Genomic DNA, 22,680 nt, shown 5'->3' with positions numbered 1-22,680 from the left:
TACAGGGTTAGTTGTCAGGGTGTTTGGGGTGGGTTTTCAGGAAGTGAGGATAAGATAAGGATTTAAGATCCGGCTGAAGCAGGGCGGGAAGAGTTTCTGTCGTTGGATGATCGGAATAAGACTTTCCTTTGAATTATCTATGGAAGATCAACCCATGATTTTGCAAAACGCTGCAAGACACCGCTGCGCACGACTCTTTTGTGTGCTGCTGATGCTGGTATTGAACTCATCTGCCTGGGCTGCCACAAAAAGTGCAAAGCGCGGGATCGCCTATGACATTGCGTTTCCAGCAGACTTGAGTGCTTTGGCTCCCGGAATCAGCTGGTGGTACAACTGGAGTCCCAAGCCTCACGATCGGCTGGCTTCGTATGACTATGCATCGATGTACGGGGTGGACTTCATCCCCATGGTCTGGAATTCGAATGTCGATGACGGCCAGTTGAAGCTGTACCTGCTCGCACATCCCGCTATTCGATATCTGCTGGTCATCAATGAGCCGAATCTTCTGGATCAGGCGAACATGACTCCCGAGGCAGCAGCCCGGTTCTGGCCAAGACTGGAGCAGATATCCGCCCAGACTGGCGTCAAGCTGGTCGGTCCCGCCATGAACTGGGGAACCATGAGCGGTTACGGGGACCCGGTCGTATGGCTGGATGCGTTCTATGCGGCCTATCGGGCGCAGAACCAGAACAGAGAGCCGCAAATCGACTACCTGGCCTTTCACTGGTACGACTACGGCCTGTCAGGAATGCTCGACAGGCTGTCCAGATTTGGAAAGCCGTTCTGGGTAACCGAGTTTGCCAACTGGCATTCCGTGCCGGATGGTGTCCAGATCGACTCACTCGAAAAGCAGAAGCAGCAGATGACCGAAATGGTTGCCATCTGCGAGAGCCGGGCTGACGTGTTCCGTTATGCGTGGTTCACCGGGCGGATGAACGATGACCCACATTTTTCAAGCCTGCTGAGTAACGAGGGAGCGCTGACGGAGTTGGGCCGACACTACCTTTCACTGCCATTCGCCGAGTGAGTCTTCTGAGCAGGATGTAATTGAGCTTACCTGTAAGCCTCAGCCTCACGGGCCTGCGCACTTTTCCAGCTATCAAGGTTCTTCAGGGTGACCAGATAGCGCTGGATATTGGCGTAGGCTTGCGGCTTCTCCAATCGCTCGACCAGCTCGGCCACGAACAGCATCATGAAGTCCGCACCGCTGAGCTTTTCGCCGACCAGGAATGTCTTGTTTTCCAGTTGCCGGTTCAGATAGCCAAAGACCTTTTCGCATTCCACCTGCGCATAGCCGGGCAGAAAGGAAAGGGTGGCCGTTTCGCGTTGGGCAAAGATTTTCAATAGCGGCGGGAGCATGGCCGAGCTTTCGGAAAAGTGCAGCCATTGCAGGTAGTCCAGATAGTCTGCGGTGTGTTTTTCAGGCGCGAGGTGCGGTGCGAAGCGTTCGATGAGGATTTCGGTGATGGCGCCGGACTCGGCAACGACCTTGCCATCCAGTTCGATCACCGGGGATTTGCCCAGCGGATGGATCGCCTTCAAGGACTCGGGTGCAAAATGGGTCTTGCTGTCGCGGCGGTAGAACTCGATGTCGTATGGCGCGCCAATCTCTTCCAGCAGCCAGAGAGTTCGGATGGAGCGGGACTGGTTCAGATGATGCAGCCTTATCATGGTCTTTCCTTGAGGCGATGAGCGATCAGGCATCCTAGAGGTCTGCCTGACCTGTGGCCAACAAGGATATTTGCAGCGCCTCATAAATTATTTTATGAGGCTGCTCTTATAAAGCAGTCTGCAACTCCAGACTCCGACCCGGTATCGCGGCAATAAGCTCTTGAGTGTAAGCCGCCTCGGGCCGCTCGAAGACATCGCTGGCCAGGCCTTGCTCGACGGTCTTGCCGTGTTTGAGCACCAGTACCTGATGGGCGACGCTGGCGACTACCGCAAGGTCGTGGGAAACCAGTACATAAGCGATGCCCAGTTCTTTTTGCAGCTCGACGAGCAGGTCGAGGATCTGCGCCTGTACGGAAACATCCAGTGCCGAGACCGGTTCATCAAGCAGCAAAAGGTCCGGTTGCAGGGCAAGCGCTCTGGCAATCGCCACTCGCTGGCGTTGTCCGCCTGACAGTTCGCGAGGCAGTCGGTCCAGGTACGACGTTGGCAGGTGAACCCGCTCGATCAACTGGCGTGCCGCCTGTTCCAGTGCCCGGCCCTTGAGCAGGCCAAAGGAAACCAGCGGTTCAACGATGCTTTCAAACAGGGTGAAGCGTGGGTCGAGGGCGCCGAACGGGTTCTGTTGAACCAGCTGGATACGTCGCCGCAATGGCCTGAATTCGTTCCAGCCGAGGTCGGTGACGTCGCGATCCTCGAACAGCACCCGTCCCTGGGTGGGCTTTTCCAGGCCCAGGGCGATGCGCAATGCCGTGCTTTTGCCCGAGCCGGATTCGCCGACAATCGCCAGTGTTTGCCCCGGATAGACCTTGAAGTTGACGTCCTGCAAAGCCTGGAAGTCGGCGTCTTCGCCTTTCACATAAGGCAGGCGGTAGGTCTTGCCGATATTGCTCAGGGTCAGCAACGGCGTAGTGTCGGGCGAGATAGAGCGGGGCGTTGCCGGGCTTTTGCGCTGGCCGAAGGCAGGCGCTGCGGCAATCAATGCGCGGGTGTAGCTGTGTTCGGGGTTTACAAGGATCTGCCGTGGCGGACCTTGTTCCACCAGTTCACCGCTTTTCATCACCAGCACCCGGTCTGCGCGGTCCGCTGCCACGCCAAGGTCGTGGGTGATGATCAGCAGGGAAATGCCTCGCTCGCCCACCAGACGTTGCAGGTGGTCGAGAATCTTGCGTTGCACCGTGACATCCAGAGCGCTGGTAGGCTCGTCGGCGATGATCAGTCGCGGATTACCCGCCAGCGCGATGGCGATCAGCACCCGCTGGCGCATGCCGCCGGACAGCTCGTGGGGGTATTGCCGGGCGCGCAGCACCGGTTTGTCGAGGCCGACCTGTTCCAGCAATTCCACTACATCGGCGTCGATGGCCGGGTAGCGGCGACCGTGGGCCTGGATCAGCGCTTCGGCAATCTGCTGGCCAATGCGCAGAGTCGGGTTGAGGCTGACCATCGGGTCCTGAGGCACCAGGCCGATGATGCTGCCACGAATCCGCCGCTTTTCCCGTTCAGATGCGTGGCTCAGGTCGTTGCCATCGACTCGCAGTTCGCCGTGGGTGATGGTCGCGTTATCCGGTAGCAGGCCGAGAATCGAGTTGGCGATGGTTGATTTGCCGGAACCGGATTCGCCGACAATCGCCACGGTTTCGCCTCTGCCTATCTGGAAGGAAACGTTGCGCACGGCTTGAGTGAGCTGCCCGTTGAAACGATAGGTCACGCTCAGGTTCTGGAGATCAATCAGTTGCGGCGTGTCAGTCATCGTTGAGTCTCTTCCAGAGTGCGGGCGATATGGTTGAAGCTGAACACCACGGCCACCAGAAACAGGCCGGGCAATAGCGACACCCAGGGTGCGGTCATCAGGAAGTGACGGCCATTGGCAATCAGCGTGCCCCATTCGGCGGCTGGCGGTTCTGCGCCAAAGCCGAGAAAGCTCAGGCCGGCGGTGGCCAGAATCGCCGCGCCGAAATCCAGGGTGGCCAGCACGGCAACCGGTCCCCAGGCATTGGGCAGAATGTGGCGCAGCATGGTCCGGGTCCAGCTTGCGCCACCCAGGCGTGCCGCTTCAACGTAAGGCAAGGTCTTGACGCGCAGCACTTCGGCGCGGGTAGTACGGGCGAAGCCGGGAATGATCCCGACACCTACCGCAATGGCCACCGGAATGGTGCCAAAGCCGATGGCCGTGACAATGGCCAGAGCCAGCAACAGGCCGGGCAGCGCCAGCAATACATCGATGAAACGCATGATCACGGCATCGATGCGTCCGCCTGCAAAACCGGAAATCACCCCAAGGCTGAGGCCGCCGGCCATGGCGATGCCGACGGCCAGCAAGGCTGCCTGCACCGACAGGCTGGAGCCATGCACCACGCGGGTATACAGGTCACGCCCCAGTTCGTCGGTGCCGAACCAGTGTACGGCATTGGGCGGCGTCAGCTTGTCGGCGGGTGAGGTGGCGTAGGGCTCATAACTGCTGAGCAGGGTCGGCACGATAGCGGCCAGCAATGCAAAGGCAACGATAGCCACGGCCAGCAGAAATCCGGGGCGACGCAACAACGGCAGGGCCGCATCGAAAGCACGGCTCAGGCTGCTGCGCCGCCGCCATTGGGTCGCAGGCTGCGCTTCATTGCGGCTGACAAGGCGAGCCAGACGTGCAAGGCGATTATCGAAAATGGTCATGGTGTCAGGAGACCTTTGGCGTGTGGGCGATGCGCGGATCCAGCGCGGGGTAGAGCAGATCGACGATCAGATTGACCACCACGAACGCGGCAGCCGAGACGGCAACGATGGCCAGCACCACCGGAATGTCCTGGCGCAGCACCGCTTCCTGAGCAAGACGACCGACGCCGGCGCGGGCGAAGATGGTTTCCACCAGCACGGCGCCGGAAACGGTATTGCCCACCTGCAGGCCGATCAGCGTCAGCAGCGGCAAGGCCGCGTTCTTGAAAGCATGGCGCGCCTGAACCTGAGCCCGGCTCAGGCCTTTGGCGTAGGCGGTGACGATATAGGGTTCTTTCCACACACCCTGAAAGCCGCGCAACAGCACCTGGGCGTAAACCGCAGCGCTGGGAATCGCCAGAGTGACCGCAGGCAATATCAGGCTGGAAAAGCCCTGATTGCCGGTGGCCGGAAACCAGCCGAGGCTGAAAGCGAACAACTGGATCAGCAACAGCCCCATCCAGAACACCGGCACCGAAAAGCCCAGTGAAGGCAGTCGCGACAGGGCCACCTTCAACGGCTGCCAGCGCACGTAAGCGGTGAGGTAAGCCAGACCAACCCCGCCAATCAGCGACAGTACAATGGCCAGGCCCGCCAGAGCCATGGTTTGCGGCAGCCGCTCGACCAGCAGTTCTGAAACGGGGCGGTTGAGCGTCAGCGAATTGCCGAAGTCACCCTGAACCGCGCCCCATAACAGGTCGATGTATTGCTCGAAGACGCCACGATCCAGCCCGTAATACAACCGGGCCTGAGCGAGGTCCTGCTCTGACAGGGCATCGATCTCGACACCGGAGGCACTGAGCATGATGGACAGTGTGTCGCCGGGCAGCAGATACAGAATGAAATAGGTGATGCTGTAGGCACCCCAGAGTACCAGCAGCGCCTGGGCAATCCGGCCAAGGACATAGCGGCTCATGGCGCTGCGATCTCGATGTCGTTGAACAGTGCAAAGCCTTCGGCGGTCCAGTGGAAGTTGCGCACTTTCTTGGCGGTCGCGGCTTGCCAGACTCGTTCATAGATGGGGAACGCCGAGCCTTCGTCGATCAGCAGGTTCTGCAAGTCGCCATAGGCTTGCGCCCGTTGTTCGGCGCGAGTGGCGGTCAGCCCGGCATCGAACAGTTCCAGTGCCTTTGGCAGGGTTTGCGGCTCGTAAAGGTTGGTGGCCAGGGTCGAGCTGTTGGCACTGCGCGGATCGATGATGGTCTGCAGGACGATTGGGTCGGCGCGGGTCATATAGGCGAAGGTCAGGTCGTAGTTACCTGCGGCGTTGGCCGCCGCCCATTCCGCCGTCGTTACGACGCTAAGCTTGAGTTCGATACCGATCTTGCGCAGCTGATCCTGGATCAGCACATCGCCAGCGCTTTCGGAAGGCGACAGGTTGTAGGAAAGCTTCAATCGCTTACCGTCCTTGTAGCGATAGCCATCGGCATTTTTCTGCCAGCCGGATTCTTCGAGCAGGCGTTCGGCACCCTGAGGATCATAGGCAAGCTTGTCGCCCAGGTTCTTGTAGTAGGGTGTGGTGATGTCGTAGACGCTGGAAACCACCGGGAACTGCGCGTTGTAGACAGTTGCGGCGTAAGTCTTGCGGTCGATGCCTTTTTGCAGCGCCAGACGCACATTGCGATCGGCCAGGATTCGCGTCCCACGGGTATTGGGGTAGATGTTCAAGGCCGGGCCGGGCAGGGAACGGCTCTGGATGGTGGCACCTTTGGACTTGAACAGGTTCAGGTCCACTTCGGAGAACGGATTGCGCGGCCAGAGAATATCGACCTGGCCCTGTACGAACTGGCCGTTGCGCACGCTTTCTTCCGGCACGTAACTGACCTCGACCGTATCCAGATGCGCCTCGCCCTTGTTCTGGGCATTGGCCGATGGCCAGGCATAGCCTTTACGTTTGGTCAGGCGCAGGCCGCTTTCGGGTGTGTAGCGCTCCAGCACGAAAGGCCCGGTGCCAATGATTGCGCCCAGCGAACGCTCCTTGGCAGTGAGCTTGTAGGATTCCGGAGCCAGAATCGAGAGGTTGGTGGTTGACGTGGCCTGCAGAAAGCCGGCATTGGGCCTGGCCAGCACCAGCTTGACGGTAAAGTCGTCCAGCACCTCGGCGTGGTCGTAGCCTGCCAGATAAGTCGCGCCAAAGGTGCTCGGCAACTGGGCGGCGAAAGCCTTGTTGGAGTCATAGGCGGCCTTCACCGCCTGGGCATCGAAGCGCGTGCCGTTGCTGAACGTCACGTCCTTGCGCAGGTGAAAGGTGTATTCCAGCGCGTTGTCGCTCACTTCCCAGCGCTCTGCCAGCCAGGGAATGATCTTGCCGGTCTGCGGGTCCTGATCGGTCAAGGATTCGGCAATATTGCGCAGCACTACCCGATGCTCCAGCCAGTAGACCTGGAAAGGGTCAAGGCTGACCAGCGTGGTGTTATCCCTGAAAAAAGCGACTTTGAGCGTCTTGGTCGCCTGACTGTCCTGACCGGCAGGGGAGCAACCCAGCAGAGTGGCGGCAGTGGCAGCGGCGAACAGCAGGCGCATGGGAAGAGGGCGTTTGATCATTGCAGCGTCCCCTGGTCCACGGGGTTGGCCGGCAATGCCTGATATTGAGTGCGGTGCATGAGAAATCCTCTTCAAGTCGAACAGCGCTTCAGGCTGGTTTTTAAGACCTTATTCGTCTGAGAAGAGGCTGTAAAAGTCTTTTTGGTTTTAAGCTAATATACATTTTTGTGATTTATACGATTTTTATTATTCTTAATTGGCATCTTTTTAGGGCGGGCCTCGCCTGTTTTCGGCAGCGTGCTGCCTTGCGTCATGAAAAAGCGCTCAGGGCCTGTTCAAGCTATTGATAGGGGATAGGCGATTTTGAAATGCGGGGATAGCACATCCGTACTATTGGCCGGGATTATCTGTGGCGGTAGATTCCCGGCAGAATTGGCCCTGGCGCGAAGGCCGAAGATGATTTTCCCGAACTGCAGTATTGATCAGGACGTGGTATGAAACGCTTGCTTACAGGGACCGTTCTGGGCGTGTTGTTTTCAGGGGCCGCAGGCATGGCCCTTGCCGGCAAGGAACAGACGCACACACCCCTTGAGTCTTATATCGGCAAGTATCCATGGGAAAAGGTGAATGGCACCGCCTTCATCGAGGACCCTGACGTTCGCGCCGCCGTGATCAAGGCGGCACCTTCGGCCACGGTCAGCGATGCGGTGCTGGGTGAAGACATGATCAGCCCGATTCTCAAGGTCGATGATCGCTTGCTCGCTTCAGGCTGGGATCGTCGCAGTGGTGGTTCCGTGAACTGGGCTATTCTTGCGGCGCTGGATGGCAGCCGCATGGCGCTCTGTTATTACGAAGAAGACGACAGCAACAGGGCGTACTGGTATCTCGGTGGCGAGATCGTCGTTACGACCACGGATGGCCGCGGTTGCCCGTCAGAGGCGGGTGACATCACCGACATGGGCACATTCCCCATAGGCCCTGTTCCTGATGAGCCCATACCTGACGAGCCTGCGCCGTCGGGTGCCGTAATCAATTGAATGCCCGGATTTTCGTCTGCCTTTCAGACGTCATGATTTTCCTGGAGAGCTTACCTTGAAAGGTCGTTTGATAACGCTCATGGCCACGTTTGCCTGGGCAACCACCGCATGGGCCGAGCCATCGGCAACTCTTTCGGAGCCTGTGGGCGGCTGGCGCTACCACGGCCTTCTGGACCGCAGTGAAAACCCTCGGGTCGCTTATCCTACGCCACCCATCAACCGGGGCGTGGAGCGCAATCGCACCATGATCGAAGGCCAGCTCAAGGCTATCGGCACCCAGCGCGGGCCGCACGTGCTCTCGGTCAATGGCAACCCATTGAATCTGTACACCGACGAAGAAGGACGTTTCGCCCGGCCTTATGCATTTGGCGCGGGTTCCAACAGCGTCGAAGTGCGCAGTGCAGAAGGCAAGTCCCTCAAGCGTGTTCAGTTCTATGAAGCCAACAGTCAGCGAACCCCGGCGCGGATTCGCGTTGTGCTGGGTTGGGATGATCCACAGGCCGAGCTCGACCTGCACATTGTCACCCCGGACGGGCAGCATGCGTTCTTCGGGCACACGGCCTTGACCAACGGTGGCGGCCTGGACCCGGACGGCGTCGACGGGCCTGGCCCGGAAATGTTCACCATGACTGCCCCCATGCAGGGCACTTACCTGATCTACGTGAACTACTGGGGCAACTTCGGCAACGGGGGTTACAACTTCGATGAAGCCAGTAACAAACAGGAAGTCATTACTTCCCAGATAAGCCTGGTGCTCAACGAAAACACCGTCGATGAAAAGCGCGAAACCTTCATCGTGCCTCTGCGTGCCATTGGTGACCTGCTGCTGGTCAAGACTTTCAACTATTGATCATCCCGTCCCATGGATGAATTGGGTTTTGTGAACATGAGCGATAACTCGACTTCAACAGCGGTTCCCCCGTCCGCCGATACGCCCGTTGTCAAATCTTCCCGTCGCGGGCCAGTGCTGCTGGCGGGGTTGTGTCTGGTGGCGGGAGTGGCCGGCGCCATGGGTTGGTTCATGCACAAACCCAAGGTGCCGGTGGCTGCAATTGCCAGTGACAGACTGGGCATGAGCCGCCCGGACGGCCTGCTGGAAACCCGGTCCCTGAGCCAGTTGCCCAGAGACCTGCTGGCAGTGCCGTTCCTCAAGGAAACCCTGACCGAAGATTTCGTCTTCTATTACGAAACCCATGCCGATCGCCTCGGCCTGATCGGCAGCCTGCGCAGAATCATCTACGAATACGACCTCAAGCTGCAGGACACCCTGATCGAGCAACTGCTCGATCAACCGGCCGATATCGCCCTGTGGCGTGGCAAGGATGGCCGGCTCAAGGATTTTCTGATGGTCATGGACCGCGGAGGCCTGGCCAAGACCCTGGAGCCGCTGCTCAAGGTCTTGTACGACACCCAACTGAATAATATTGGCGTGCTGAAAGTGGGTGCTGACGAGGTGCCGCTCTATCAGCTCAGCTACAACGCCAGCAAGTCGCTGGTATTCGCTTCCCATGGTGACAAGCTGGTGGTGCTGTCCAACCCGGCCAGGCTTGCAGGGCCGGACACCGCTACCCATGAAACGACCTCTTCCGGCATGAGCCCGTCCGAGGAGCAGGAAAGCGGTTCCTCGCTTGCACCCGGCAGCGTTTCCACCGAAGCCATGGCCGCTTTGCTCAACGGCGACAAACTGTTCACCGAAGCCTTTGGCCTGGAGCCGCGCAAACCTGAGGTCAAACAACGTCTGTCGGTCAACTCCAGTGTTCTGGCCATGGGGTATCAGCGCTTTATCCCGAACTTCGCCGGCCTGCGTTTCGAGATGGACGACAAGGGCTGGCACAGTTTCCTGGCCATGGACGAACTGGAGAATCAGCCCGATCTGAATTTCAAACCCATCTGGCAAGCCATGCCCATCGGCGCCAGTGCCTGCGTGGCATTGCCGCTGGCGGCCACCCAGCAGAAACCGCTGCTGGTCAAGCTGGGCGCGCAGGATGCTGTGGCTCAGGCGCTGACTGAACACATCTCCGACTCGGCAGGCCTGTGCTGGTACGCCGACTCGCGTCTGTACACGCCACTTCTGGTTGCCAGCCTCAAGCCCAAGGAAGCCCCAGGTCTGGATGCAGACCTGGGCAACCTGTTCGGTTCCATGGTCGGAGCCTATGAGGCCAACGTCGCCGAAAAAGTCTTCCCGGTGGTCGAGAAGCAGGAAGGCGAAACCCGACAATGGCAACGTCAGGTCAGCACCAACTTCGGCCCGTATCTGGCCCGCGATGCCGAGAACCCGGACGCTATCACCGGCAAGGCCTTCATGAGAGTCAGCCTGGCGCGTCATGGCTCGACCTTGCTGTTTTCCCTCGACGACAAGCTCGTGGACAAAGCCCTAGGCACCCTCGACAAGCGTTTCCCGCCGCTGGCCGATGTGTTGCCCAAGGACTCCCTGGTGCCGGTTTACTTCAACCCCGGCTCCATGGCGCAACTGATGCAGCAGGAAACCCTCGGCAGCCTGCCGAAGGACATGGAACCGGTGTTTTATAACGCTGCACAGACCCATCTGATTCCCAAGCTGCGCAAGCTCGGCGGTTACGGCAAATACGCACTCACGCTGCCCCAAGGCACCGAGCCCGATGGCCACTGGCAATGGCTGCCGCTGGAGTGGAAAGCCCTGTGATCACGCTTGTTCGAGGACTTGTCCTGTTGACGATGCTGCTGGGCGGCCGGGCATTTGCCAGTGACGTGCCGCCGCTCGATGCGCAGCAATCCCAGGTGTTTCGTGCCTGGTTCGTGCGTATCGCTCAGGAACAATTGGCTCAGGGCCCCAGCCCGCGCTGGTATCAGCAGGATTGCGCCGGTCTGGTGCGCTTCGCCAGTAACGAGGCGCTGAAGGTTCATGACGAGAAATGGCTGCGCAGCAATGGCCTGTCGAACCGTTACCTGCCGCCTGAACTGCAATTGACTGAGGCACAGCGAGGGCTCGCCCGGCAATGGCAGCAAGGTGGCGGCAAGGTCGGCCCGTATGTGAATGCAATCAAACTGATCCAGTTCAACAGCCATCTGGTAGGGCGCGACGTGACCCAGGCCCGCCCCGGCGACCTGATGTTTTTCGATCAGGGCGATGACCAGCACCTGATGATCTGGATGGGACGCTACATCGCCTACCACACCGGTACCACAACCCCCACTGACAACGGCATGCGCTCCGCGAGCCTCCAGCAACTCATGACATGGAAGGACACCCGATGGATACCCGACGCTGCCAACCCCAATTTCATCGGCGTCTATCGACTCAACTTTCTCTCCCAATGACCGGTGCCCGCATGTTGCGTATCTGCTCTCTGATTTCATTGCTTCTGGCGCTGCTGATTCCTTTGGCCAATGCTCACGCCGAAGACAGCGTCGAGCCCAGCGGTTATAGCCCGGTGCCCGGTGAAAGCTTTTTCCTGCTGGCGGACAGCAGTTTTTCCAGCAATGAACAGGCGCTGGTTCGCCTGGAAGCGCCGGGGCGTGACTATCGCCGGTTTCGCATGGAGCCTTACGGCGGCGCAGACATTCGCGTGTACCGTATCGACAAACCGCTGGATTTTCTCAAGCGGCAGAAGAACCTGCACCGCGTGGTCAGTGAAGGCCAGTTCAAGGGCGAAGGCTTGTCCAACACCCTGGCTTACCTGTGGGACAACTGGTATCGCACTTCCCGTCGTGTGATGCAGAGAGCGTTTTCTTACGAGTCCCGCAAGCAGGTGACCGAGGAAGTGCCTGAACTGAAGATGGGCAATGCCATCGCTGCGCCGACACCTTTCGAGTCTCAACCCCAATTTGCCCTGATCCCCGGTTTGCCGGTTGTCAGACAGTTCCGATATCCGCTGTGGGAAGCAAAGCCGATCCAGCCACCGGCTGGCGTGGACCTGAGCGGTTCGTCCAGCAAGTTCGTCACGGTCGTGCCGGGTAACGTCTACATCCCGCTGGGCCAGTTGAAGCCGGGCCTGTATCTGGTGGAGGCGTTGATCGGCAAGTACCGGGCCACGACCATGGTCTTCGTCTCCAATACCGTGGCCGTGAGCAAGATTTCCGGTGACGAGCTTCTGGTCTGGGCCGCCCGCAAGCATGACGGCGGCTCGGCACCCAAGGTCAATGTGCTGTGGACCGATGGCCTGGGCGTGATGAGCAGCGGTGCCACCGGCACCGATGGCTTGCTGAGACTGAAACACGTCAGCCCCGAGCGCTCGTTCGTGATTGGTGAAGACGAAGAGGGCGGCGTCTTCGTTTCGGAAAACTTCTACTACGACAGCGAAATCTACGACACCAAGCTGTATGCCTTTACCGACCGGCCCATGTACCGGCCCGGTGATTGGGTGTCGCTGAAAATCGTCGGCCGCGAGTTCAAGAACGCCCGTGATTCCGTCGCGCCGACCGCTGCCGATGTGGACGTGACCGTGCTCGACGCCACAGGCACTGCACTGCAATCGCTGCCATTGAAATTCGATGCCGTGTCAGGGGCCCAGGGGCGTTTTCAGTTGCCGGACAACGCCGTTGCAGGCGGTTATGAATTGCGTTTCAGCTACAGGGACCAGGCCTACAGCAGCGCCTTCCGGGTGGCGGAATACATCAAGCCTCACTTTGAAGTGTCGCTGAATCTGGCCAAGCAGGATTACGGCACCGGCGAGCCGGTAAAAGGTAATCTGGTGCTGCTGTATCCGGACGGCAAGCCGGTGGCCAATGCCAAGGTGACCCTGAGCCTGCGCGCCCAGCAGTTGTCCACGGTTGATAATGAGCTGCAATACCTCGGGCAATTCCCGGTGGAACTGACCAGCACCGAACTGACCACCGACGCCAAGGGCAATGCGCCTCTTGATCTGCCCGCTGCCGACAAGCCCAGTCGCTACATGCTGACCGTGTTTGCCAGCGATGGCGCGGCGTATCGGGTCAAGACCACCAGGGAAATCCTGATCGACCGTGGCGCAGCCAGTTTCCGTCTTACTGCTCCCCAGCGATTCAGTGCCGTGGGCGAGAAGGTTGCTTTCAGCTATCAGAATGAAGGCGGCAACGAGCCACTCAAGGCGGTGACACCGAGCAGCTACAAATGGGTTCGTCTGGAAGACCAGACCAGTGGCGGCGACAAGCTTGCGGCTACAGCAAAGGATTTCAGCCTGAGTTTCGACCGTCCGGGCACCTACAACCTGACCCTGCTGGACGAGCATGGCCGCCTGCTGGGGGCCACCGGGCATTCGGTGACCGGCGACGGCGTCAAGGCCGTACCGGGCACAGTGGAAATCATCTTCGACAAGCCCGAGTACAAGGTGGGCGACGAAGCCCTGGCGCTGATCACTTTCCCCGAGCCGGTCAGCGATGCGCTGCTGTCCCTGGAACGTGACAAGGTCGAGGCCACAGCCTTGCTGTCCAAGGGCGGCGACTGGCTGAAGATGGAGAAACTCAATGAAACCCAATACCGTGCGCGAATTGCGGTAAAGGATAACTTTGCCCCGAACCTGACCTTCTCGGTCCTGTACACCAAAGGTGGCCAGTACAGCTTCCAGAACGCCGGTATCAAGGTGGTTGCGCCGCAGATAGACGTCGCCATCGCCACGGACAAGGAAGACTACCAGCCGGGGGATATCGTCTCGGTTGACCTGACCACACACTTCGCTGGCAAGCCGGTCCCGGCTCACCTGACGGTCAGCGTGGTAGACGAAATGGTCTACGCGCTGCAACCGGAAATCGCACCGACCATCGACCAGTTTTTCTACCATCCGCGCCGCAATAACGTGCGTACCAGCGCGAGCCTGTCGTTTATCAGCTACGACGTGGCATTGCCGGGCAGCCCGACGGCGCCGGGCAAGGCCAACCGCAGCGAACGGGGCGTGAAAGTGCTGGAGCGGCCGCGTCGTGAGGACGTCGACACCGCTGCGTGGGAGCCCGAGCTGGTGACCGATGCCAACGGCAAGACGCGCTTTACCTTCAAAATGCCGGACTCGCTGACCCGCTGGCGCATCACGGCCCGTGCCATCGACCAGAACGGTCAGGTCGGGCAGAAAAAGCAGTTTGTACGGTCGGAGAAACCGCTGTACCTGAAATGGAGCGGCCCGACGCGGTTCCGCTCAGGCGACCAGCCTGATCTGGGTGTGTTCGCTTTCAGTCAGGCGGATAAACCCATCAAGGCCGAGCTGGTGACGCATTACGCCGGTATCGAGCAGCGTGTGCCCGTCACCCTTAACAAGGGCATCAACTACATCGCGCTGCCGGGGTTTGCACTGGCCAGTGGCGAGTGGACAGCGCAACTGGTTCAGGAAGGAAAAGTCGCCGATGCACTGGCCGTGAACCTGACAGCAACCGGTAAAGGTTGGCAGGTGACGCAAAACCAGAGCCTGGACGCAATCAGTGGCGACAATCCGCTGACCTTGCCCGGCGATGCAACCGGTATCCGTCTGCGCCTGGATGACAGCCCGCAAGCGCTGTTCCGTTCGGCCCTCGACGATTTGCTGAGCTATCCCTATGGCGGCGTCGAGCATACGGCCAGCCGTCTGTTGCCGCTGAGCATGGCCTATCCGATCCTGTCATCGAACCCGCAAGTCAGGGATCGCCTGCGCCTGATCATGCAGAACAGTCGCTTGCGACTGGTGCAAATGGCCGGTCCTTCGGCGAGCTTTACCTGGTGGGGCTATGACGTCGAGCCGGATGCGTTCCTGACCGCCTACGCCTATTACGCCGACTGGCACGCCAGCAAGGCTCTGGAGCTGCACCTGCCGCCGGAGCACTGGCAGCGGGTGCTGGAGGTGTATGCGAAACAGGCCAAAAACACGCCTTTGCTGCAGCGTGCGCTGATCCTGTCGTTCGCCAGACAGATGCAATTGCCGGTCAACACCTTGCTCGGCGGTCTGATGGATGATCTGGCGAAAGCCGGTGAGGGCCCTCAGGCGAACCTGCTGGACAGTGGCGAAGACAGCATGGTCATGAGTGCCCCGGATTCTGCACTGGGACTGGCAGCGGCGCGTGCGCTCACCGCTTCCCTGGCCCGGCAGTCGAAGGTGACGTTGCCTGATGCTTTCAGCCGCCAACTGCCGGATACGCAGCAACGTCTGGCGGTCAGTTCCCAGCCATTTGCCGAGGCCTTGAACCTGTCGCTGCAAGGCTTCGATCAGGGCCGTGCCCATGCCTTGCTGCAACGCCTGCTGCCACAGCAATCGACTCTGGAGCGAGCACTGGCCTTGAGCTGGTTGCAACGCAGTATCGAGCAGGCTTCGCCCACCATCGCTCTGGCGCCGGGTGAAGGCTGGAAGAAACGATACGGCGACAGCGGTGAAATGTACTGGATCTGGCAGGGGGCTACTCCTGTGCCTGCCGTATTGTCGTTGTCCGGGACCCAGGAGCGTCCGCTGCGGGCCTTGCTGAGTTACCAGACCCGGAAACCGGCAATCGATCCGATGGCAGTGACCATCACCCGTCGCCTGTCGCGCCTTGTACCGGGTGACGAAGCGTTCAAGTTCAGCCTCGAGGCGGTCGATGGCAAACCCTTGTCCAGTGACAGCCTGTACCTCGACGAAATAATCGTCACTAGCAAGGCCGCCAAGCCGCTGCGCTACGGCATGATCGAAGTGCCGTTGCCACCGGGTGCGGATGTGGAGCGCACCACCTGGGGTATCAAGTTGCAGGGCAAGGCCGGGACCGAGCCGACGGCGCTGGAAAAGGCCCGCTTTGAGCCGGGACAAATGGCTTACGCCATTCCGGTGGACGCCCTGAGCGGCGAGTTGCGGGTACGGCATCTGGTGCGCTTCTCGCAAAAAGGCCAGTTCAAGCTGCCGTCGGTGCGTTTCACTCAGGTTTATGCGCCGCAGAATCAGGCTCTGGAAACGAAACCCGCTTATGGTCAGGTCAAGGTCAACTGACATGCTTCGGCGTCTGCCATGGCTGGTACTGCTTCTGCTCCCTGCGCTGGCGACAGCGCAGGAGGAGCCGCTGCAGATGGGGTTCAAGGGCGAACTGCTGTCTTTGAACCAGACCCGGCTGTTGTCGCGTGAGCCTTTGCCTGCGGATTTGCAGACACCTCTGGGCAGTCTCTGGAAACTCTTTGTCTACGCATGGCTGGTGGACACCGACGCCAGTGAACCGGCCTATGAGTGTCGCGGCCAGTCGAAAGAGGAAGTGTATTGCTGCACGGCCGGTGGCAAGGTCGAGCGCGATCAGGCCTTGGTGAAATCCTGTGGTCTGTACTTCGAGCCGCAGCGTCTGGCCATTTCCGAGGCTGACTGGCGTTCGTACTGGCAAGTGCGCAAGGCTCCGCAATGGTTGCTCGGTCTTCAGTCGTTGCAGCCCGCTACACAGGTGCCTGTCGCTGAACTACTCGAGATGCTGGCCGTGTTGCCTGCTCAGGATCAGGCGCGACGGGTATTGCTGGATGTAGTGCTGAACGCGGCTGATGGCAATGTCGTGGGCGAGCTGGGCGGCCGGTTGCGGGTGAAAACCTGGAGCTGGTTCGAGGACCGCGATAGCGGATTGCGTCAGGGCGGGTTTGCCGGCTGGACAGTGGATGGCACACCTGTGTGGGCCCAAGGGCGTGGCACCAGTCAGACGGTTTTGCGCAACTACGGCGAGGCCATCGCTTCGGTCGTGCCTGCAGGCTGGCCTGCGGAGCCTGGGCGTTGTGTCGAAGTGGACCTGTTTTCACGCTATCCGGTGGAGCGCGTTCTTGCCGCGGGCCGAGCTGTGGAGTCAGGGCCTTTGCTGGGTGATTATCGCGTCGAGTTCGCCAATGGCAATCAACTGGACATACACAGCGACGGCGAACTCTTTCTGCTGAAGGACAAGCTGGTGGCGCGCCTGGACCGTGAGGAGTACGTCGCCCGTGTGCTCCAGCGTGAAGCCTCGGCCAATCCTCCCGAAGCCGCCAAAGCACTGGCCGTCGCGATTCGCACCTACCTTTTGCAGAATGCCAGCCGTAACGGCGAGTGTCTGGCCATCGACGACAGCAGCAATCGCCAGCGCGTCGCTCCACGCCCGGCCTCTGCGGAGTCCCGCCAGATCGCGGCCTGGACCAGTGACCTGGTGCTGGCAGGCAGCAATATCACCTACCACTCCACTGAGCCCGGTTCCGACAAACTCTCCTGGCAGCAAGCTGTGGAGCAGGCCGAGGCCGGTCAGCGTTACGACGCCATTCTGTTGCACGCATACCCGCGCACCAGCCTCAGTCGCTGGGACAATCCGGTCGCATCCTGTCGGGCGCTTCCAGCCGCTCAGGACTGGCTGCAAAACCAGCGCCGTGGCTGGCGTCAACGACTCGAAAGCGAAGCGGGCTACAACGAAGTCAGCACATTTGCCGTCTGCCAGCTGGCGTTCGGCAATCCTTACGTCGACCGCGAGCGTAAACGTATCTACGTGCGTGGCGTCCTGTCACTTCAGGACCGCCTCGACCTCACCCATGAATACCTTCACCTGGCCTTTGAAGCGCACCCTGACGGTCAGGATGAAACCTATATCGAAGGTCTGGCCCGGCGTCTTTTGCTGGAATAGACCCCTGGAGTGCTGTGATGCAGAAAACGATTCCATGCCTGCTCTTGCTGTCCGTTGCCTTGGCGGGATGCGGCCCCAACGAACTGGTTTCCAGTCTGCCTTCGCCCGATGGAAAGCATCATGTCGAAGTTCGTCGATGCCCTGAGAGCGGGTCCATGACATGGGGTGAAAAACTACAGGTCTCCGTTCTTGATGCAGGCGTATCGGCAGAGTGCCAATCCGCCGTGGAAGCCTGGGCACAATTTGATATCGACACTCCCGAATCTCCGAAACCCGATCAGTTACAACTCCAATGGGCGAGTGATAGCGAACTCAGAGCCTGGTATCCGGGGTTCAAACCGGGTGATGGACCCCGGAGCTGGACTTACAAACAGAACACACCAGTCAAGGTGATCTTCCAGCAGAAAGAGTGATCCAGTCAGTCAAGGCTTGGGGGGCGAAGCGCGCAAGGTACTCAGGGCCATCCATCCCAGCAGAGCGACGCCCAGCACCAGTACGGCCCACAAGCCAATGCGTTTCCAGTCGATGCTGCTCTCGGCGACCTGTGCCAGCCTGACCGGTTCGTTCAGTGGCTCGGCGCTGCTCAGGCTGCTCATCTTCCGGGCGTTGTGGTCCGGGATCAGGGTGGCCAGCGGCAGATTGGCAGGCTTGGCGCTCGGGTTGCCGATTGCCAGTGAGAACGGGCCATTGCCGCGTGCCAGAAACACGACCTGAGGCGCATGTACGGCAAACCGCAAGGAAGGTGGCTGGCTACCCAGACCGCCGCCTCGTTCATCCACTTCAAGTTTCAACTGCCGCACGACCGTACCGGATGCCTGTATTTCATCCTGAATCACGTCCTGACCATTTTGTGTCAGGCGGTACAACAGGCTGCTGCCCAGCGTCTGCCATGTGCTCTTGCTGTCCGCTCGTCCGTACAAGGTGCCGGGCGCCAGGCTGTTGGCCTGGGCGATATCGAGTTTCAGGCGTTCGACGGGCAGGGCAGCGGGCAATTGCCAGAGGTAAATGCCGGGTTTTTCAAGGCTGCCTGCCAGCGGTTGCGACCAGGTGAGAGGCACTTGGGGGGTGTCGCTGCTGGCGCTGAGCAGTTGCGCGGAAGTCAGCGTTGGCGCGCTGTCTGGCGTATTCCATAACAGGCGCAGATAACGAGCCTTTCGACCCGGCAGATTGACCTGGCGCTGTTGCACCACATCGTTGGCAAACGACAGACGTGCTACCTGGCCTTCACCCCAGGCTTGCCAGTGTTGCAGATCATCGCTGGCCTCGATGCTGAAACGCTGGAAGCCTTCACGCTCGGTGCTCCAGTCCAGGATCAGTTGTTTCAGGGGTTGCTTGATGGCGCTGGTGTCCAGCAGCCAGCCGCGCAGCACTTCTTCGCCCGCTTCAATGGCACCTTGGGGCTGCACTTCGACCAGCGTGCCGCTGGCACTGCGTTCAACGCGGATTTTGGGTGTGCTGTCGGCAGCGTCTGCGCTGTTGTACAGCGGGAACCATTTGACCGAAACCGGCGCCGGTTCCTGTCGTGGCTGAATCGGGTCATAGGCCAGCGAATAAGCCTGAGCCTGGCCTTCACTGTTGAAGACCCGCAAGTCGCCCAGAGCACTCTGACGCGAGTTGAGCTGTACGGTCAGCGGCAGTTCGATGCGATACCAGGGCCCGTCGCCATTGAGTTTCAAGGGCGTCTGGCTGGCAAAGTCGGCCGGGTTGTCCTGAGCGCTGGCGAGGGGCGAGCCCAGCAGGGCCAGGCTGCACAGCATGATCTTGAACAGCGGTTGATGACTCAAGAAGGCAATCCTCATGATCAATGTGTTTGCGTAGTGTTTGTCGGTTTTTTCGGTGGAAGCGGGGCGAAGTAACCCACCACCAACAGCAGGACGCCCACACCGATAAAGGACACGATGCGTGCCATGCCTCCCCGGTCGCTCAACTCGACCAGGAACAGTTTGGCAACCACGACGCCGATCAACAGCGCGCCCGTGATCCAGATCTCACGCTGGCGACGAATATGGCCGCCGATCATCAAGGCCAGTGCCATCAGGGTCCAGACGATGGACAGCACCGCCTGATCCAGCATGAGGTCGATTTCGTGCCAAGCCCAATGCCAGGCCGTACGCAGCACCGTGGCGGTAATCAGGGCGAACAAGGAAGCGCCCGCGATGATCACCGCCAGCCGCTCGGCACGCGCTACGGTTATTCCGAGTTGTGGCAGCTTGTTGCGGGTCCAGTTCACGATCCCCAGCAAGGCGAACGACAAGGCCAGATCGAGCGGGTTGAGCAAGGGCACGTAAGGCAGAGGTTCTGTATAGCCACGGCTGTAATAGTTGGTCAGCCAGAACCACGCCAGCATCAACAGCGCCACGGGCAGTGCGGCCCACACGCGATAATCCCTGGCATGGGCGGTAACCGGCCATATCCAGGGTCGACTGGAGGCCATTGCGAACAGGTACAGACTTGGCAGCAATGTACTTGCCATCGTGTTCCACGCGCTGTTGGGGGCATTGGATCTGACCAGCGTGTCTATGCCGTAGAACAGCTCGACGCTCAGGATGAAGAGGGTCAGCCAGCAACCCAGAATATGAGCCATTGACTGCGCCTTGCGGGGCAGGAGATCTGCCAGGCGGCGAAGGGAAAACAGATGCACGGCCAGCAATGCGCCCCAGCCCACCCAGGCCCAATGGGCAAAAAGGTGAGACGTGTCGGTCATCGCGCCGATCAGCAGGACCCAACTGACAGGTGTCAGCCACAGGCTCAGCGCCGCCAGCCCGCTCCAGCGCCAACGCAGGGCCAGCAAGGTCCATATGCCTATGCTGGCGGCCACCGACAGCAGCAACCAGGTCGGGAACATTGTGTGCGACGAGAAACGCATGAGCGCGATGACAAAGGCCAGCCCCCACCACAGGCTGCCCCAGACCAGCAGCATGCCTGACAGCACGTTGTCCTTGAGGTAACGCAGGGTCTTGATGCGATGGACGAACAAGGCACTGAGCAGGGCGGCGAGGGCGATGATCATTGGCGTCCAGAAATCGCCTTGCAGCTTCAGGGAGTACCACTCGAACATCTGATGGATGAACGCCAGCCCTGCAGCAACCTGCAACAGCAAGCCAAAGCCGCGTGCCAGCACGCGTTGCTGACGCAGGCCCAGCCAGAATATCGCCGCACCCTCGATGGCCCAGGCGCTGGTGGTCCATTGGGCACCAAGCCCCAGCGGAATCGCCAGTGTCGCGAACACGACGCCCAGTGCCAGGCAGGTTTCCACCAGCAACAACGTGCGACCCGGTGCCCGACCGGAGAGCAGTCGAGCGATGCCCATGTACAGCAGGCCCAGCGCCAGCGCGCTGAAAGCGGTGCCGAACTCCATGTCGCGGGTCAGCGCATATTGCAGACCGAAGCCTGCGAGGGGCGTACCAAACAGCAGCGTGCCATCGACATAGTCGCCCTGACGCCTGGACCAGCGCAGCATCGATTCGCGGCTGTCATCATCGGGCGCATCATTGCGCTCCTGCAGTTTGTGCCGGGCGAACAGCAGGCCGATGGCCAGGTACATCAGGAAGAACAGGATCAGGAACGGTTCGACACTCCAGAACAGCTCCGGCTTGTACGAGCGCAAGCCCCAGGCGAAACCGATGCCGAAGGTCCCGACAAAGCCAATCAGGTTCAGCAGGCGCCAGGCCTTGAGCCAGGCAATGGCGAAAATGCCAGCATTGAGCAGGGCAAAGTAACTGAACAGCATGACATGGCTGCCCTGGCCGGTAGACGACAGGATGGGCGCTGCAAAACCCCCGATCGTGGCGGCGCAGGCCAGTGCCAGCGAATTTTGTGTGACGGCCAGCATGGTCGAGAACAGCATGACCGCCACCAGCAAGACAAAACCCAGGCTCGGGTCCAGCAGCTCATGCACCCGAATGGCACCCAGGACCGTCAGGTACAGCACGCCGACTCCGGTGCCTTGCATCATCAAGGCGAAGTTGGCGTTGCGTTGACGCAGCCACCAGCCCAGGCCGAGCAACGCCATGGCGCTGGCGGCGACGCTTGCATAGCGGGCCTCGATCGGCACCACGATGCCTTCGGTGGCATAGCGCAGCAGGAACGCCAGCCCCATGAACAGCACCACTGCGCCAACCCGCAGCACGGTATTGCCACCCAGCAGCCAGTTTTTCGCAGCCTCGAACGCAGTGTTCAGCGGGTTCGGCCGTGCAACAGGTTGAGCGCTCGGTTTGATGTCAACTTCAGGTTGCGCAGCAGCGGGTAATTCTTCCGGCAAGTCCCAGAGCAGTTCCGGCCCGCTGTCCTGGATCGCGACAATAATCGTATCGTCAGGAAGCGGCGTCGTGGCCTGTGCCGCTTCAGGCATGGCGGGTGGCGACTCCAGGCGCGCAAGGCGTTGCTGCAGGGTTTCGATCTGTTCTTTTTGTCTGACGGATTCTGTGCGCAGACTTGCAACTTGCTGCTTCAGCCAGATGCCCAGAGCCAGGAGAACGAGGGACAGGCCAAAGAGCCAGGCATAGGGCGGGTTCTCGACAAGGTATTCAAACGTTTCCAACCCGATTTCCAGAAGAGTGAGCAGCACGCGGCGACATCCTTTTAGACCAGGAACCGCTCACCTTCGAGCGTTTGGCGATAATTGAAATGATAGTACTGAACAGCCGGATATGAATTGACGTATTGCACAGTCAATCATTGTATTGAGCAACTTAAAGTGATTTCGAGCCTGCTTGAATAGTACACCTGTACTATTTTCCGACCACCAGCCAGACCGTATAACGGCTTGCGCCCTTCTTGTAGCGCCTCATCCAGAAACGGAAAAACCAGTCTGTCTTAACAACTAATGGAGTTTGGGATATGAGGTTCCTGATAATTGTTCTGTCGGCCCTGACGCTTGGCGGGTGTGCCAATACGCCCTTGGGAAACCTGTTGAATAATCAGCGCTTTCAGACAACCGATGATGTGCAGGCATCCTGGGTAGGTTCGTCCCTGGACGATCTGATCATGTCCTGGGGTACGCCGCAAAACAGCTTTCCAATGGCGGGAGGTGCAGCAAGCATGATTTCTTATGAATATGTCTGGCTTGCAGGCGCGAGTGGAGATAACCCCCGATATTCCCGATGTGTTCAACGCTTCCTTGTTGAAGGGGGCATTATTACCAAATGGGGCATATCCGGAGGCTGTCCGAAACAACCCAAGAACGCCAAGTCGATTCCAGACACGCCTGTGCCCAAGCCGACACTGTAAGCGTACAGCGCGTATATCCATCAATAACCTGTTAGCCTATTCCGCCGCTTCATCAGACGATGCTTTATCC

General features: G+C 59.8%; 16 protein-coding genes. 9 read left to right on the top strand and 7 right to left on the bottom strand.

Annotated features, from left to right (window positions below; genetic code table 11):
* Window positions 1–211: 211 nt before the first annotated feature.
* A complete protein-coding gene (locus tag K5D32_RS16475; RefSeq protein ID WP_409372874.1) occupies window positions 212–1,027 on the top strand; it encodes a glycoside hydrolase family protein in 816 nt (271 codons plus the stop codon).
* Window positions 1,028–1,053: 26 nt separating this feature from the next.
* On the opposite strand, the gene K5D32_RS16470 is transcribed toward K5D32_RS16475, so the two are convergent.
* The 5 genes from K5D32_RS16470 to K5D32_RS16450 all read right to left on the bottom strand — a co-directional run bounded on the left by K5D32_RS16470 (window position 1,054) and on the right by K5D32_RS16450 (window position 6,915).
* Window positions 1,054–1,671, bottom strand: a complete 618-nt coding sequence (locus K5D32_RS16470; RefSeq protein WP_221593121.1) for a glutathione S-transferase family protein — start codon at window positions 1,669–1,671, stop codon at window positions 1,054–1,056.
* Between the two features lie 106 nt (window positions 1,672–1,777).
* Window positions 1,778–3,418, bottom strand: coding sequence for an ABC transporter ATP-binding protein (locus tag K5D32_RS16465; protein ID WP_221601081.1), 1,641 nt, complete (start codon window positions 3,416–3,418; stop codon window positions 1,778–1,780).
* Window positions 3,415–4,332: an ABC transporter permease gene (locus K5D32_RS16460; protein ID WP_221576290.1), complete on the bottom strand. Its 918-nt coding sequence runs from the start codon at window positions 4,330–4,332 to the stop codon at window positions 3,415–3,417. Before K5D32_RS16460 ends, K5D32_RS16465 begins: the two co-directional genes overlap by 4 nt.
* A 4-nt stretch (window positions 4,333–4,336) precedes the next feature.
* Window positions 4,337–5,287: an ABC transporter permease gene (locus tag K5D32_RS16455; RefSeq protein WP_221576289.1), complete on the bottom strand. Its 951-nt coding sequence runs from the start codon at window positions 5,285–5,287 to the stop codon at window positions 4,337–4,339.
* Window positions 5,284–6,915, bottom strand: a complete 1,632-nt coding sequence (locus K5D32_RS16450; RefSeq protein WP_221601078.1) for an ABC transporter substrate-binding protein — start codon at window positions 6,913–6,915, stop codon at window positions 5,284–5,286. The genes K5D32_RS16455 and K5D32_RS16450 overlap by 4 nt, the downstream gene beginning before the upstream one ends.
* Before the next feature lie 434 nt (window positions 6,916–7,349).
* Between K5D32_RS16450 and K5D32_RS16445 the strand changes: the two genes are divergently transcribed.
* The 7 genes from K5D32_RS16445 to K5D32_RS16415 all read left to right on the top strand — a co-directional run bounded on the left by K5D32_RS16445 (window position 7,350) and on the right by K5D32_RS16415 (window position 17,794).
* Window positions 7,350–7,892, top strand: a complete 543-nt coding sequence (locus K5D32_RS16445) for a hypothetical protein (protein WP_221601076.1) — start codon at window positions 7,350–7,352, stop codon at window positions 7,890–7,892.
* A 79-nt stretch (window positions 7,893–7,971) separates the two neighbouring features.
* The gene (locus tag K5D32_RS16440) at window positions 7,972–8,742 is read left to right on the top strand and encodes a YfaP family protein (protein WP_221601115.1); all 771 of its coding nucleotides are present in this window, start codon (window positions 7,972–7,974) and stop codon (window positions 8,740–8,742) included.
* A gap of 36 nt (window positions 8,743–8,778) precedes the next feature.
* Complete coding sequence (locus tag K5D32_RS16435) at window positions 8,779–10,554, top strand: DUF2138 domain-containing protein (protein ID WP_221601114.1); 1,776 nt, start codon at window positions 8,779–8,781, stop codon at window positions 10,552–10,554.
* Complete coding sequence (locus tag K5D32_RS16430; protein WP_374107879.1) at window positions 10,524–11,189, top strand: DUF1175 domain-containing protein; 666 nt, start codon at window positions 10,524–10,526, stop codon at window positions 11,187–11,189. The genes K5D32_RS16435 and K5D32_RS16430 overlap by 31 nt, the downstream gene beginning before the upstream one ends.
* Window positions 11,186–15,760: an alpha-2-macroglobulin gene (locus K5D32_RS16425; RefSeq protein ID WP_221601072.1), complete on the top strand. Its 4,575-nt coding sequence runs from the start codon at window positions 11,186–11,188 to the stop codon at window positions 15,758–15,760. The genes K5D32_RS16430 and K5D32_RS16425 overlap by 4 nt, the downstream gene beginning before the upstream one ends.
* Before the next feature lies 1 nt (window position 15,761).
* Entirely contained in the window at window positions 15,762–17,381 is a 1,620-nt protein-coding gene (locus K5D32_RS16420) for a DUF2300 domain-containing protein (RefSeq protein WP_221601070.1), read from the top strand.
* A gap of 17 nt (window positions 17,382–17,398) precedes the next feature.
* On the top strand, window positions 17,399–17,794 hold the full coding sequence (locus tag K5D32_RS16415; RefSeq protein WP_221601069.1) for a hypothetical protein: 396 nt from the start codon (window positions 17,399–17,401) through the stop codon (window positions 17,792–17,794).
* A 9-nt stretch (window positions 17,795–17,803) separates the two neighbouring features.
* Here the strand turns inward: K5D32_RS16415 and K5D32_RS16410 are convergent, their stop codons facing one another.
* Window positions 17,804–19,180, bottom strand: a complete 1,377-nt coding sequence (locus K5D32_RS16410) for a DUF3999 domain-containing protein (protein ID WP_221601067.1) — start codon at window positions 19,178–19,180, stop codon at window positions 17,804–17,806.
* A gap of 2 nt (window positions 19,181–19,182) precedes the next feature.
* On the bottom strand, window positions 19,183–21,933 hold the full coding sequence (locus tag K5D32_RS16405) for a DUF2339 domain-containing protein (protein ID WP_409372873.1): 2,751 nt from the start codon (window positions 21,931–21,933) through the stop codon (window positions 19,183–19,185).
* 287 nt (window positions 21,934–22,220) lie between these two features.
* On the opposite strand from K5D32_RS16405, the gene K5D32_RS16400 reads away from it, so the two are divergent.
* Window positions 22,221–22,610: a hypothetical protein gene (locus tag K5D32_RS16400; RefSeq protein WP_198726299.1), complete on the top strand. Its 390-nt coding sequence runs from the start codon at window positions 22,221–22,223 to the stop codon at window positions 22,608–22,610.
* The last annotated feature ends 70 nt before the right edge of the window (window positions 22,611–22,680 follow it).

The sequence above is a fragment of the Pseudomonas cichorii genome (assembly GCF_019719005.1).
GTDB lineage: Bacteria > Pseudomonadota > Gammaproteobacteria > Pseudomonadales > Pseudomonadaceae > Aquipseudomonas > Aquipseudomonas cichorii_E.
This window is presented reverse-complemented; position numbering and strand designations above follow the sequence as displayed.